Genomic DNA, 14,574 nt, shown 5'->3' on the forward strand with positions numbered 1-14,574 from the left:
AATAGCCTGGATTTTGCTCGTACAAGCCTCTTTTCACTTCCAACTGATCTTGGTGAATGGCATAAATCAAGTCGTTAGCCACCACTGTGCTAATTTTATCAGCATCGTCGTCACTGGTAGCAAAGGCATTCATCACGTCAATGGCTTTTCCGGTGCGAACCAAGTCGTGCCACCTTAAACCTTCGGCCATAAACTCTTTGCGTCGCTCTTCCAGCAACATATCCAGATCAACGTTGGATACCGTAGTGAGTCCGGCACGTTCGCGCACATCGTTCACGATATTGTCAATGTCTGTCTGGCTACCACCGGTTTGCAACAAGGCTTCGGCTTTCATCATCAGCACATCGGTGTAGCGGATCACCGGAAAGTTAACTCCCCAGTTAAACCGGTCGGCGGGAATATGATTCAAACTCAAAAACTTAACGTACTGCGGGTGATTTACAGGGTTTCCATTTTGATCAATAAACGACATCAAAATGGATGCATCATCCCGCACATCGGCTTCATCGAACGAGTTAACGAGGTTATCCGAAGGATCAAGTCCGCCGGTACCATCGTTGGGAACCCCTCCTGCAAAGGGCAGCGTTATTCGGGCGTAGCTTTCGAGGTACATCAAGGTTGGAAGAATGGTTCCAATACCGCGGTCCCCAGTTGCTCCGTCGTTGATAAACTGAATATCAAACACAATGTCGGGATTGTTTTCATTGTTGTAGCTGAAAATAGACGCATAATCGGTCACCCATCCATATTGTGCGCTCGAAATTACTTCATTGAGCAGCGTGAGTGCTTCACTGTAATGATCTTCTCCCAATCCTGGGCCTTCAATCCCATAGTCGGGACCCGACATGGTTAAATAAGTACGGGCCAAGAGAGCACGGGCAGCATGCGAAGTTGCTTTCCCTGGACTACTATACGAAGCGGGCAGATTACTAATTGCATCCTGCAAATCCTGGGTAATCAGGCTATAAACATCGGCCACCGGCGACCGAGGAATTTCAAGCGCTTCGGTAGGCGAATAGGCGTGGTCGTAGATCGGAACTTTTCCAAAGAAGCGAACCAGATCGAGATAAAACAAAGCACGAAGGAACTTAGCCTCACCGGTCAATCGCGAACGGGTGGCACTGTCTTCTACCTTTTCTTCGTTGATTTGATCCAAAACCATGTTCGCCAGAAAAATTCCGCGATAGGATGAATTCCAGGCGGTTGCCATCAACGGGTTGGTCTGCAAGGTCCTTTCAAAGTTATTCACCGGATTCCATTCTCTTACGCCGGTTCCGGGCGAGTAAATATTGTCGCTTCGAACTTCGGACAAGTACAAATGGTTGGCCGGGTAATCCCCCAAAGCATTGTAAACGCCATTGATTGCCAATTCAAAATCTTCGGTATTGTTGTAAAAATTAGCGGCACTAGGCTCTGAAATCGGAGCCAGGTCAAGGTCATCTTCACAAGCAGTGAAAACGAGTACCAAACTGATAATTATTAAATATATTCTTTTCATAACGATTTTAATTCTAGCTGTTAAAATTTCAAGTTTACGCCAAACACCATGGATTTCGATAGCGGGAAAGCCCCATAGTCGTCGCCACTGTTATTGACCGCCTCGGGGTTAAAACCTCCATCATATTTGTCGGCTCCAAACCAGTTTTCAGCAGTAACATAAATTCGTGCACCACTAATCACGTGCGAGCGAATGTGACGGCCCAAATCATAGCCTAACGTAATGTTCCGAATCCGCCAGTAATCGTTTGGATACAGCCAGTCGGTGTTTTTGATCCGCCCAAATACGGAGGGTGATTTTCTCGTTTTTCCAGCTAAATCGGCTTCGGTATACACTTTACCTTCTTCCCATCTCACCCTGTCGCGGGTAATTCCAAGCGTGTTTTCAACGGCTCCCATACCCGTTCGGTACATGGCCCGGCCGAAGGTAGAGTAAAGTGTGCCACCCCATTGACCTTGCACCAATACCGAAAGGTCAAACCCTTTGTAGGAGAAGTTATTGGTGATTCCCCAAACGTAATCTGGGTTGGGTTGCCCCGAATAGGTCCGGTCATCGGCATCAATCACACCATCAGCCTGATCGGGAATACCATCGCCATTGGTGTCAACAGTATGTTGGTCTACGTATTTTGGATCACCAGCCTGCTGGTTGCCATAAACAGGATAGCCATTATCAATGTCAGCGGTTGTGAGTAAACCATCTTGCTGAACCACATAAAGGGTGTACATCGGTCGTCCGACTTCAAGAATATTGTGCGTGATATCAAATCCACCGCCAAAGATCGGCGTATTGTTTGGCCCCAACTTTTTAACTTCATTGGTATTGTGGCTCAAATTGAGCATCGTTTGCCATTTAAAGTTCCCCACCATGTTGCGGGTCGTTACTTCAAACTCCCACCCCTTGTTCAGTACTTCACCAATATTGGTCAAAGCGGTTCCAAACCCACTGGCCGTAGGTACCGGAATATTCAACAACAGGTCGGTATTGCGTTTCGTGTAATAATCTAATGAGGAATTTACCCGGTTTGAAAGAATACTGAAGTCAACCCCCACATCGAAAGTTTCCGAGGTCTCCCAACTCAAATCGGGGTTGGCAAAGTTCGATGGCACCATGCCATTAACCAGATTTCCACCATTGCTGTAGTTGGCAAAGGTTAGCCTTGCTATCTGGTCGTAGTCGCCAACTCCATTGTTACCGGCGAGCCCCCAACTGGCACGAAGTTTCAGGTTGTCGAAGAAAGTGACATCATCCATAAAACTTTCTTCGGAAACACGCCACCCAATGGAAGCCGAAGGAAAAACACCCCACTTGGTATTGGCGCCAAACTTAGACGAACCATCGCGACGAATACTGACCTGCGCCAGGTACTTGCTTTTGTAGTTGTACTGTGCCCTTCCGAAATAAGAGATCAACGTATTCTTGCTTTCAAAAGAAGTTCCACTGGTGCTGGAAGCAGCATTCAGAGTAGGAATGGCGTCGGAAGCAAAACCGGTGCCACTGATGCTGTAAGTTTCCAGTTTGAATGCACTATAAGAGTAACCCGCCAGCAAATCAACGGTATGATCGCCGATTGATTTGTTGTAATTCAGCGTATTTTCATTAACAAAATTGGTCCGGTTGTAACCCGAACGACTGGCACTTGCGGTGCGGTTACGGGTAACAAAAGCCGGTGTAAACCTCTTGGCTTCATTGTTATGGACGTCAAAGTTGATATTGGTTTTCAATTTCAATCCATCAATCAACTGGTATTCCACAAAAGTGGTAGTAATGTTCCGGAACGTCTGGCTCATGCGATCCACGTTTTTTGCTTCAGCAATCGGGCTCACGCGCGAAGTTCCCCAAGCATAACTGGTATTTTCGCCAACGTTGGTTCCCTCGGCTCCGGTTGAAGATTCGACAATGGGATTCATTCCGACAACAATGTGGGTGATAGCATCTTTACCTTCCACGTTCGGGTCGAGTTCTTCACTGTATGAAGGTGCGATATTCAGACCAAAACGTAGATTATCGTTCGGGCTGACCTCAACATTGGCCCGGGCACTGTAGCGTTTGTAATTTACACCAATCGCAATTCCATCCTGATCGAGGTAATCGCCCGACACATAGTAATTAACCGTCTCATTTCCTCCGTTTGCGGAAAGCTGGTAACTTTGAACCAGTCCTTTCCGGAAAAAAAGATCCTGCCAATCCACATAGTCCAGCCCCGGATGTCCATCCTGTAGCCAGCGGTCGTCCCACATGTATTTGGTGTTGTATTCCCCTGCATCCAGACCCAACAGTGCCCTTCTTTGATCATTCGTGTGTGCTGAGGTTGCACCCAGATCAGCCGCATGGTCACGAACCCAGAAATAATTCATGTGCTCAATCTGGCGTTCGGCAAATTCTTCGGACGAAAGAACATCCAGCTTTTTCACCGTCTCATTCCATCCGAAATATGAGTTAAACGAGATTTGCGGTTTTCCGCTTTTCCCTGTTTTGGTGGTGATAATAACCACACCATTCGATCCGCGCGATCCATAGATGGAAGCCGCTGCAGCATCTTTCAACACTTGAATCGATTCAATGTCATTGGGATTCAAATTCGTCAACGGGTTACCCCCTGAAAAGTTACCGCTGGAAGATTGTGGCGAAACTTCCATCGGGAAACCATCAACCACATAAAGCGGTTCGTTATTGGCTGTAATGGATCCGGTACCACGAACCTGGATGCTAAATCCCTGCCCGGGCAATCCGCTGGTTTGCTTTACCCGCACCCCCGACATTTGACCGATCAGCGCCTGGTCCACCTTGTTCACCGGGCGTTCATTCAGCCTTTCAGCATCCATGGTTGCTACCGAGTTGATAATGTCAGCCTTCTTTTGGGTACCATAACCTACCACAACAACCTCATCAATTCCCATGGTTTCTTCTTCCAGTGTAACATTAATTTCGCCCTGGTTTGTTACCGGAACTTCCACCTGGACCATCCCAACAAACGAAAACTGCAACACTGCACCTTCTGATACATTGATGGTATAATTCCCGTCTAAGTTGGTTACCGTACCATTGGTTGTTCCTTTTTCAACCACCGTAACACCCGGCAAGGGCATGCCCGATTCGTCAACAACCCGGCCGGTAATGCGTGAAGGCTGAACCATGTCGGCATTAGAGGGGGTAATAACAATCAGATTGTTATCCATCAGTTTATAGGTGATGTCGGCCCCGGCAAACAACTCATCCAAAATATCATTCACTTTGGCATCGTTTACATCAATGGAGACTTTCCGGCTCAAATCAGTAAATTCATCGTTGTACAAAAAGTGAAATTTACTCTGATCCTCAATTTCCAATAAAACATCCTTCACGGTCTTCTCTGAAAGTTTAAGACTAAACTTCGTGTTTTGGGAGTAAGTACTCGCACTAACATGAATAACCGCCAGTAAAAGAAACAAACTTGTAAGTTTCATAGTCAGCAACAGTGTTTTTAACCTTCTCTTCATCCATAGAGAAGAGTTCTTTTGTTTTTTTTTCATAGTTTTACTTCGTTAATAGTTAAACAACTACTTTGGGACCAACTGCCAAGAAACTCCCAAAGGGTTTAATTAAAACATGCCTGAGATGGGAGAATTTATTCTCTCATCTCTTTTTTATTTAGTTTGTAGACTTATTCATAAGCGTTTTATATTCTTTTTCCAATCGTTCGTCCAAAGTTAATATCACTTCGTTGTTGATGATCTTATAGTTGATCGGAACCGTCAGCCGAACAGCATTCAACAGCTGATCCAGGGATTGTTGATGGATGGATCCCGAAATCTTATAGTCGTTCAGCTCGCTGTCCATCACATATACTTTCACATCGTAACGGCGTTCCAGTATTTTTGTAAAATCCGTCAGTTTTTCGCGCTCAAAAATCCAGCGTTGGCCCCGCCATGACGTGTATAAATTGGGGTTGATATTTTTTGTGTGAATAATATCCACTGTTTGAATGTTTCGCGGATCGACCATAACCAACTCTTCTTCTTCCTGAGCATTGCTCTGGGTAGCCAAGCGGGCTGAACTGCGAACAAAAGACACTTTTTGATTTGGTTCGAGCCGGATGGTTTGCCGACCTTCGGACACATCAACAATTCCTTCCACCAAGGTCGCTTCTACCAGCGCCTCATCCGGATAGGCCTTTACATTAAAGGCCGTTCCAACCGCTTTCACTTCAACACCATCGGCCTCCACCACAAAAGGAATTCGTTTGTTTTTAGCCACTTCAAAATAGCCTTCACCCTCCAAATGAACCGTACGGTTATCAACATTAAAAGCATTGGAGTAAGTGAGGCGACTGCCTGCATTTAGCCAAACTTTCGTTCCATCGGCCAGATCCATCGTAATTTTGGCTCCCATCGGCGCTTCAATATTGTAATGATTTTCAGCCAAACTTCTGATGCTCCTATTCGAGATCAGCTGCGTAATGGAAAAACCGAGCAGAAAAGCAAAAATAAAAAGGGCAGCAACTTTCCATACCGAACTCCACAGCCGCATGATGGGTTTGTCTTGAATTTTTGCTTGAATACGTGCCTGTACTTTTTGATAGTGCTGCTCCAGATCAAATGAAGAATCGTTTCGGATCATCCCACTAGCAAGCCACGAGTCACGCAAGCGCTGGTACCGCACAAGATTTTTATCGTCTTGTAACCAAGTCCAAACTTCCTGTTGTTCCTCAGAGGAAGCCTCATCTTGCAAACATTTTAATATCAAATCATCCATGGGTCGGTAATCAGGTATTTCTTGCATTCTTTTAATACGACAACCTGAAAAGGAAAAGGGGTGACAAGAAAAGTTACTTTTTCAGAAAAAGTAAAACGATCAGGTTTCTCAAGTCGGACCGAACAGACTTCAATCCTCTCAACAACTGAGTCTTAACTGTATTTATCGAAATCCCTAAAAGCATGGCGATTTCTTTGTTTTTTCTTCCTTCCAGGCGGCTCATCGTAAAAACCCGGCGGCACTGGTCTGGCAACTTCTGGATGGATCGTTCCAGGATTTCCTGAAATTCCCGATTGATAAGTGTTTCCAACGGATAGCCCGTAAAAGAACCTGGAAAATCGGATACTGGCTGGTGATGCACGAAGAACGCTTTGTATTTATCGCTTACCTTCTTGTGTTTGAAATAATTTAGGCATTGGTTGTAAACCATTCGAAACAGGTAGGACTTTGGCGTGTCAAGAAGGTCAATCTGCTTGCGCTTTTCCCAAAGCATGACAAAGGTGTCTTCTACAATTTCTTCAGACTGAAATTGTTCCTTGGTAATCTGAAAGGCGTATTGATAAAGCTGTTCAAAATACGTTTTGAAGAAATATTCGAAAGCCTTTTCACTTCCGGATTTCAATTGAGAAAATAGGTACTTTTCGTCCCGCTTCATCATGATCGATTTCATTTTTTTTAAACCTTCCCTCTGCAGCGAATACACTTACGAAAAAACGACCAAGCATTAATGGAAGACAGGAAACTCCGGGAACAAAAATACCCCGGAGTTTCGTCAATGATCATTTTGCCTGGCTTTATTTTGCCAGTTTATACACTTCGCTTCCGGCAAGCAGGAAACATCCCAAACCATAATCTTCAAAATCGGGCTTACTGGTATAGGTTACCGGCTGGCCATCTTTAGGCTCTTTCCCGGTTCCCTGCAAGTAGCCCAAAAACCCGTTGGGATGAACAGCTTCGGTTGCCATGGCATTCCAGGCTTTGGCAATGATTGGCTGGTATTTTTTCCCTTTCAATAAACCTTGATTGACTCCCCAAGCCATTCCGTAAACAAACAGGGCAGTTCCTGAAGTCTCAGGACCTTCAAAATGGGTGGGGTCGTGCAGACTAACTCCCCAGAAACCATCTTCCCGTTGCAGCGGCACCAGCGCTTCAATCATTTGCAGCAAGGTGTTTTGATATTCATCGCGATGTGGGTCATCTTCAGGCAAAATTTCCAGCACGCGTACCAGTGCGGCAACAACCCACCCATTTCCACGCGACCAGTAGCAATCTTCGCCATTTGGTTCCTTATACGGTGGCAAAAAGTCCATATCGCGCCACCAAAGCTGGTCTTCCGGATTCCACAATCCCTGGGTGACTTTTGTGTCCATGTACATTTCGTACATCCGTTCCGAATAGCTGTGATCGCCCGTAATCACACTCAGCTTGGCAAAAACCGGCATGGCCATTTGCAGCGCGTCAATCCAGTCCCAATCATCAATTTTTTCGGTTTCCATCATCAAATCGATCGATGCCTTGATATCTCTGATTCGTTCGGTTTGTGCATCCATTTCGTACAAATCGAGGTAGGTTTGGCCAGCACAGTGATTGTCGGCATGGCGGGTTTCCACGCCATTACGCAGCCCCCAGTTGTGCGCTTCGCCCCATGCAACTGCATAATCGTAGTATTGCTGATCTGGATTCAGCGCGTACAAAGCCATCAAGCCCTCGTAATACACCGCACGAGTCCACAGGTTACTTGGGCGCTCCCGATTCGTGATCACATTCACTCCCGGATCGGGCCACTTTTTCATCAAATAGGCATTCGTCAGGACCATTTTGTCCATGATTTCTTCTTTGGAAGGAAGTTTATTGGCACATGCAGACAACACCGCAAACGACAACAACATAATACTCAAAAACTTGTTCATATCATTATTTACTTTAAAGAATTTATCATTTATTACATCTCGCTTCATTCAAACGATACGCCGGATAGCATTAGTTTCCGTCTGGCTTTAAGACTTCTGCGGATGGGCTTTCGGTCCAAAAAAAGCTTTTCCAGTCATCAGGTGTTGATGGATCAAAACCATCAAAGTCATTCACCACGTAGTCTGCCAAGTCCATTCTGTTTTCAAGGATACCTTGCACCACGCATTTCGCCAGTTCATAGGCTCCATAGGTACTAAAATGTGTATTGTCAGCGAGGGGCTGATCTTGTCCGGGGTAGGTATTCGCCGGGAAATGTACGAAAGCCTTCTTCGAATCTTCCACACCCAGCGCCTCAAAAAGTTTCTTGCTCATGGCATTCAGATCGATTAGCGGTAGATTTGCAGATTTTGCTAACTGCCGCATGGCTTCGGGATATTCTTCCAGCGTATTCACAATTTCTCCGTGCTCATCAAATCTTCGGCGGTTGGTCGAAGTTACCAAAACCGGATGTGCGCCACGCTTTCGGGATTCGCTGATAAAATGTCTCAACTCATCCTGATACGTAGTGAACGGCTCCACATGGTTCCCGCCCGGCTTTTGATCGTTGTGAGCGAACTCCATGAACAAATAATCACCCGGTTTCATGACACTGAGTATTTTTTCCAGGCGTCTCTCTCGTTGGAAAGCTTTCAGAGTTTCTCCTGATTCGGCATAGTTGGCGACCACGATCTCAGGCTTTAAAAAGCGCGGAAACATCTGCCCCCACGAAGCCCAAGGCTCTTGTTCCTGATCAACGACCGTTGAGTTTCCGGCCAGAAAAATCACCGGCAATTCGTTTGCCGGTTCAATTTTAATGGAGGAAACGCAGGGCTTCGGACCGCTAAATTCCAGGGTGAGTTTGTCATCCCAATTCAGGTAAGCCATTTCGCGTGACTTTCGGCGGATTTCTTCCGTGGCATTGATCCGGGGGGTGCGCACATCAACCACCACCGTTTTGGTCACCACTTCGCCTTTTTGGGTTTGAATATTTTCGAGCATCAACCGGCGTGATTCGGCCTTGACCGTTGTGGCAGATTCCCCTTTGAAATCGCCTAAGGTCAGCGTAACTCTATAGCGTCCTTCGGGCACGTCAACCGCAAAGTAGAACGGACGCTCACTAGTAATGAAATCACCGTTCAGCTTGTCTTCTCCATTGCTCTTAACTGAATGCACAGGCCTTTCACTGATGAGGCCAAAGCCTTTTCCTGGACTGTACACCGACTCTTCGTCCACCCGGGTGAAACCTTCTTTTACGTTCCCCGAACCAAAATCAAACTTCCAGCCCGTGGTGTTATCCTGCTGATCGTCGTAAAACTGCAACGAGCTATCGTTGATGCGCATGTCATGCGTTTTAACCAACTCAATCATTTCAGCCCCCGCCAGTAAAACCGGACCGTAACTGTGGGCTGCATAAACATTCACAGGACGGTAATAGTAAAATGCCGGATCGAAACCCATGCCTGTTCCAACACAAGTACCTTCGACCTGGCCCTTTTCGTTCACCTTGGTAGCTACAGCGTTCCAGGCGAGACAAGCCACAGGCCCATAAACTTTGGCATCCACATAGCCGCGGTTGATGGCGCGGGCCATGGCATACGTATAAATGGCGGTTGCCGACGTTTCCAGGTACGAATCGTTACGGTCGAGTAGTTGGTGCCAAAACCCCTGCCCCGACTGGTGGTTGGCCAATCCGCGGAGGTGGCGCTGCAACAAATCATGCACCTGGTCGCGCCCGGGGTAATCTGCCGGCAAAACTTCCAACAGCTCCACCATCGTCATTACGGCCCAGCCATTAGCCCGCCCCCAGTAAAACTCGGGATGCTCGTCCATACCCATGATCCAGCCATGCATGTACAGGCCTTTTTCATAATTGAACATGCGCTTCGAGAATTGCAGCACTTGTTTCACCGCATCGTCGTAGTACTTCGTTTCTCCGGAATACTTCCCCATTTGCGCCAGCGCCGGTACACTCATAAACAGGTCGTCCAACCAAAGCGAGTTGGGTTGCGGCCGGTTGCGAGCCAGTGTGCCATCGTCAAACCTGAACTCTCTATTACTGATGTAATCGATAAAATTCGAAATCATCGGATCAAGGTCAGCATCCAGCCCCGCACGTTTGGCTTTAATCATGGCCGCACACATAGCTCCGGCATCATCCAACGCATGGGGGTGAATGACCGAGTACATGGCATGTCGCACTCCTGCATGTTCTTTCTCCAATTCCAGAAAATAGGGGCGGATACCTTCCAAAAACTGCAAGCGATTATAGGTGTAGTCAGCATAGCGCTTGTCACCCGTTTGTTCGGCAGCCAGAAGCATCCCGGCATACGTGACTCCCCACTCGTAACTGATCAGCCGATAATCACCAGGTTTGAAAATCGTATTTTTGTTGATTTTACTGAAGTCATCCAGTTCTGTTCCTGATCCTTGATCAATCAGTTTCATCGGTGTTGTGGATTCCAGGTAATCATGTACCCGTTGCAGCACTTCTTCAATTGCCTCCACTTCGGGCTTCCCATAGGGCGTATCATATTCGGGCTGCAAGAGGTGCAACGGAGTTGTTGAGTCGGTCACTTTTTGAGCCATGGCCCCGGCAAGGTTCAAGCCGAGTAACACCAAGCTGGTCAATGTGATTTGTTTCCAGAATTGACAGTTCATAAGTATTTGTTTTAGCGTTGCGTTTAACTGCTTATTTTGATCTTCTTAATCCGATTAGCTTATCCTAAAGAATTAGTCATTTCGAAACAGCCTTGTCCTTTAATTACGGCTGAAACTCAATCAAGTTCAACCGAGGCTTTTCGGGCTGTTCCATGTCATCACCAATATAAAATCCAGGATGAGGCGGCTGGTTGTAGGCCACATTTTGCCATGCAATACTCAACCTGTAAATGGGGTCGTGCATCAGGGTGACAAAGCGGTGTCGTGTAGGAATGGTGGTGGTATAAATCCGTAACGATTGGTTATCCTCGGTACGCAAAACCACTTCCTCGCGCCAGTCACCAAACAGGTCAGCGCTCAAGGCCGGCGTTGATTTCGATCCGTTATTACTCTGGCAACCTTCGGCTACCAGCAGGTTGGTGAGGGTCTCATTCTGCCAGTCCCACTTCATGATCCGGTTTCGGTCGAGCAACTCGCGAAGCAAGTCACCATCCCACCACACGGCAAAGTTGCAACTGCGTGGGGTAGTCTCTGATATCTTTTCGCCTTGAGCATTCCACAGGCCGCTGATGCCGGCGCCAAAAACCCAGCACTCGTTTCCCGGGTGGCGGGGATCAATGTTGAAAGAAACACCACGGCCAGGACCTTCGCCCTTGTCGCCCCCGGAATCAGCAGCCTTCACGGAAGGAACTTTCCAAAGGATTTCACCTGTATGTGCATCCCGGAAGTTCATGCCGGCATCGCCAAAACGCTCCTGTATGTTGAACACCTCCAGCCCCGGTCGGGCAGGATTGAGATCGGACAGGTGCAAAGCATCGGCATGCCCCAGCCCCGTTGAATAAAGTCCTGTGCCATCATGATTGATAGCTGCAGCACCGTAAATGATTTCATCAAAGCCATCGCCATCTACATCGCCTACACTCACGCTGTGGTTACCCTGTCCACGGTAAGCACGACTGCCGGGAGTGCCGTCGTCACTGTCGAATAGCCAGCGTTGGGTCAGTTTCCCGTCGCGCCAGTCGTAGGCAGCCAAAGTCGCCCGTGTGTAGTAGCCCCGGCACATGACGATCGACGGATGCTCACCATCGAGGTAAGCCACGCACGCCAGGTAACGTTCAGAGCGGTTTCCATAGTTGTCGCCCCATGTGGCTTTCATTTCTTCGGGAGTCGGGTTTTCCCTCTCCGGATGTCGGCTCGCCTGATACGGAACGGTAGCCAGTGCTGCTCCGGTCAGCCCATCAAATACGGTGAGAAACTCCGGCCCGCGCAGGATGTGTCCGCCCTCATTTCGGTGGTCGGCCGACGCATCGCCAATCACTTTCCCGGTGCCATCAACAGTGCCGTCTGCTGTTTTCATAACCACTTCGGCGCGGCCATCGCCATCAAAATCATACACCAAAAGCTGCGTATAATGGGCGCCCTCACGAATGTTTTTGCCCAGGTTAATACTCCACAGTAGGGTACCGTCCTGCTTGTAAGCATGAAAAACCGGTTCGGAAGTCATCCCCTCGTGGCTGTTGTCGCGCCCACGGCCCGTCATGTGGACCACCAGCTCATAATTACCATCGCCATCCAGATCACCCGGAGCAATATCGCCGGGTGAATATCGTTCGGGTGTTTTCAGGGGAATGGTGAGCCAGGGCTGCACATTCTCGGTTTTCACCAGTTGATATGAGCCATCGGCTTCGGATTCATTTCCACTTCCAACAGGTTTTACCAGGTAGGTGTAGATCCCATCAGGCAAACTGGCAACATCCATCAGCGAGGTCGCATCAGCTAAAGGTTTCTCATTCAACAGAACTTCTTCACCATTTTCTGATTGACGATAAACATTAAAGCGCACCGCTTCGACATCAGAATGCAGCAGGCGCCAGCTCACAAAAACACTGTCTTTGCCTGCTTGCACAGCCACCAGCCCACGCGATAGATGCTCCATCTGGCGCTGAGCCGAAACCGTAAAACCGGAGAGCATGAACAGGATCAAAAATAATTTTAAATTGGTCATTAGTTTATGGATATTAGTTACTAAATGCTGGATGAATTCCTGATTCTGGATCACTGAGACTGAATTCTATGACTGACCGCTCCCCGCAGTGGACATTCCTTTATTCGCGCGATCTGTTGAGACAGGATCATGGCATTCAGCTGAGCTCCAGCGCCGTTGGTGTGCGTATGGTCACCCGGAAAGAACGTGCTGACAGCCTCCGCCCCCATCGTTTCGTATTCGGCAGCCACGGCTTCATTCAAATCAATAAAGAAAGCACCGGTTTCTTCGGCCACTTCGTTTGCCCATTTGCCGTAACTGTCCGAAGCTCGCTCCACTTTCCCTTCCTTCCACCTGTTACGCGGAATCATGGAAACGACAATTGGAATAGCTCCTTTGGCTTGCACATCAGAGATGTACTTTTTCATGTACCAGCCGTAGGTGTGAACCGTTTCTTTGGAACCGTCCTCACGCGTCACTTCCTGCATTTCATCGCCAGTTCCTGGCAGCGATCCGCGGTATTTGGCCTTGTCAATATTTCCACCATCATTGTGCCCAAACTGGATCAGCACAAAATCGCCCTTGCCCAGTTGCGGAACAAGTTCCTTCCACAAACCTTCGTACAAAAACGTACGGCTGCTGCGTCCGCCGCGCGCCTTGTTGATGATCTCAACACGGCTGGTATCGAAAAAGTCCGGCAGCTCGCGTCCCCAGCCAACAATTTCTCCATTACCACCGGCCACCGTCGAATCGCCAATTAGCAAGACTTTCTTTTTAGCCGGGAAGTTAATGATTGGATGCTCCAGCAGGTAGTCTTTCAGCGGGCAGTTCTCAGATTCCCGCAGTCCCTCCACAATCAGCGAGGCCGCCAAAACAGCTCCTTTAGCCGACGTATGCGTGTGATCGTGCGGAAAAAATAGGTTGCCCGTTACTTGTGCTTCTCCCAACTTTTCCATCGCCGAGGCCATTTTGTCATTCAGCTTGATGAATTCAACTCTTTCGCCAATGGCCACCTCTTCGGCCCATAAACCATAACTTTCGTCGTTTCGCGGGACGCGCCCATCCTTCCAATTATTGCGCGGAATGGGCGACATGACCACCGGAATGGCTCCTTTCGCCTTTGCCTCGTTGATGTATTGCCGGAGGTACCAGCCATAGCTGTGCACCACCTCGCGCTCGCCGGTGAGCAGGTTGTCGATTTCCTCAGCTTCATCACCAACGCCCTTGATCGTGCCGCGCGCCCGGAAGTCGTCGTTGATCGCGCCGGCATCGTTGTGGCCAAACTGAATCAGCAGATAATCGCCTGGTTGAAGCCTTTCTAAAACAGGCTGCCAAAGTCCTTTGGTCCGGAAGGTACGGCTGCTTGTTCCGCCCAGAGCGTGGTTTTCCACCTGAATCCGACTGGTATCAAAAAACTGCACCAATGGGTCGCCCCAGCCCCACAATCCGCCGGAACCATCGCCCTGCCCGTTTTTCACGGTTGAATCTCCAATCGTATAAACGGTGGGTTTGCCAGTCGCCTTTTGTGGTCCGAAAGCCAACAGGCAACTCAATAGGAAAAAGCTGATCAATTTCATCTTAATAAAAGTTTTTAGTTTCCCTTTTTATTGATGGTGCTGTCTAAAAAGTCACAAATCTCCCGCTCGAGTCACTCCGAATCTATTCCGGGGTCTGTTTATCAATAGCTCGAGATCCTGAAACAAGTCCAGAATGACTCGGTCAATGACATTTTATACCGCGCCATCGATAT

8 protein-coding genes are annotated in these 14,574 nt (G+C 48.1%); all 8 read right to left on the reverse strand.

Annotation, left to right across the window (positions count from 1 at the left end):
* On the reverse strand, positions 1 to 1,498 hold a 1,498-nt coding region (locus AAC033_RS10370), incomplete at its 3' end, for a RagB/SusD family nutrient uptake outer membrane protein (RefSeq protein WP_339737765.1).
* Positions 1,499 to 1,518: 20 nt separating this feature from the next.
* The gene (locus AAC033_RS10375; protein ID WP_339737767.1) at positions 1,519 to 4,944 is read right to left on the reverse strand and encodes a TonB-dependent receptor; all 3,426 of its coding nucleotides are present in this window, start codon (positions 4,942 to 4,944) and stop codon (positions 1,519 to 1,521) included.
* Between the two features lie 184 nt (positions 4,945 to 5,128).
* A complete protein-coding gene (locus tag AAC033_RS10380; protein WP_339737769.1) occupies positions 5,129 to 6,259 on the reverse strand; it encodes a FecR domain-containing protein in 1,131 nt (376 codons plus the stop codon).
* A gap of 46 nt (positions 6,260 to 6,305) precedes the next feature.
* Positions 6,306 to 6,902: an RNA polymerase sigma-70 factor gene (locus AAC033_RS10385; protein ID WP_339737771.1), complete on the reverse strand. Its 597-nt coding sequence runs from the start codon at positions 6,900 to 6,902 to the stop codon at positions 6,306 to 6,308.
* A gap of 124 nt (positions 6,903 to 7,026) precedes the next feature.
* Positions 7,027 to 8,142 (reverse strand): glycoside hydrolase family 88 protein, encoded by a 1,116-nt coding sequence (locus AAC033_RS10390; protein ID WP_339737773.1) that lies wholly within the window; start codon positions 8,140 to 8,142, stop codon positions 7,027 to 7,029.
* A 70-nt stretch (positions 8,143 to 8,212) separates the two neighbouring features.
* A complete protein-coding gene (locus AAC033_RS10395; RefSeq protein WP_339737775.1) occupies positions 8,213 to 10,840 on the reverse strand; it encodes a glycoside hydrolase family 88 protein in 2,628 nt (875 codons plus the stop codon).
* A 103-nt stretch (positions 10,841 to 10,943) separates the two neighbouring features.
* Positions 10,944 to 12,845, reverse strand: a complete 1,902-nt coding sequence (locus AAC033_RS10400; protein WP_339737777.1) for a rhamnogalacturonan lyase — start codon at positions 12,843 to 12,845, stop codon at positions 10,944 to 10,946.
* Between the two features lie 50 nt (positions 12,846 to 12,895).
* Entirely contained in the window at positions 12,896 to 14,401 is a 1,506-nt protein-coding gene (locus AAC033_RS10405) for a rhamnogalacturonan acetylesterase (RefSeq protein ID WP_339737779.1), read from the reverse strand.
* Positions 14,402 to 14,574: the final 173 nt, after the last annotated feature.

Source organism: uncultured Sunxiuqinia sp. (genome assembly GCF_963974515.1).
Classification (GTDB): Bacteria; Bacteroidota; Bacteroidia; order Bacteroidales; family Prolixibacteraceae; genus Sunxiuqinia.

What these genes read in the sequence shown, in the direction of transcription:
- AAC033_RS10375 (WP_339737767.1), bottom strand. Translation starts at nt 4,944, where the DNA reads ATGAAACTTACAAGTTTGTTTCTTTTACTGGCGGTTATTCATGTTAGT.
- AAC033_RS10380 (WP_339737769.1), bottom strand. Translation starts at nt 6,259, where the DNA reads ATGCAAGAAATACCTGATTACCGACCCATGGATGATTTGATATTAAAA.
- AAC033_RS10385 (WP_339737771.1), bottom strand. Translation starts at nt 6,902, where the DNA reads ATGAAATCGATCATGATGAAGCGGGACGAAAAGTACCTATTTTCTCAA.
- AAC033_RS10390 (WP_339737773.1), bottom strand. Translation starts at nt 8,142, where the DNA reads ATGAACAAGTTTTTGAGTATTATGTTGTTGTCGTTTGCGGTGTTGTCT.
- AAC033_RS10395 (WP_339737775.1), bottom strand. Translation starts at nt 10,840, where the DNA reads ATGAACTGTCAATTCTGGAAACAAATCACATTGACCAGCTTGGTGTTA.
- AAC033_RS10400 (WP_339737777.1), bottom strand. Translation starts at nt 12,845, where the DNA reads ATGACCAATTTAAAATTATTTTTGATCCTGTTCATGCTCTCCGGTTTT.
- AAC033_RS10405 (WP_339737779.1), bottom strand. Translation starts at nt 14,401, where the DNA reads ATGAAATTGATCAGCTTTTTCCTATTGAGTTGCCTGTTGGCTTTCGGA.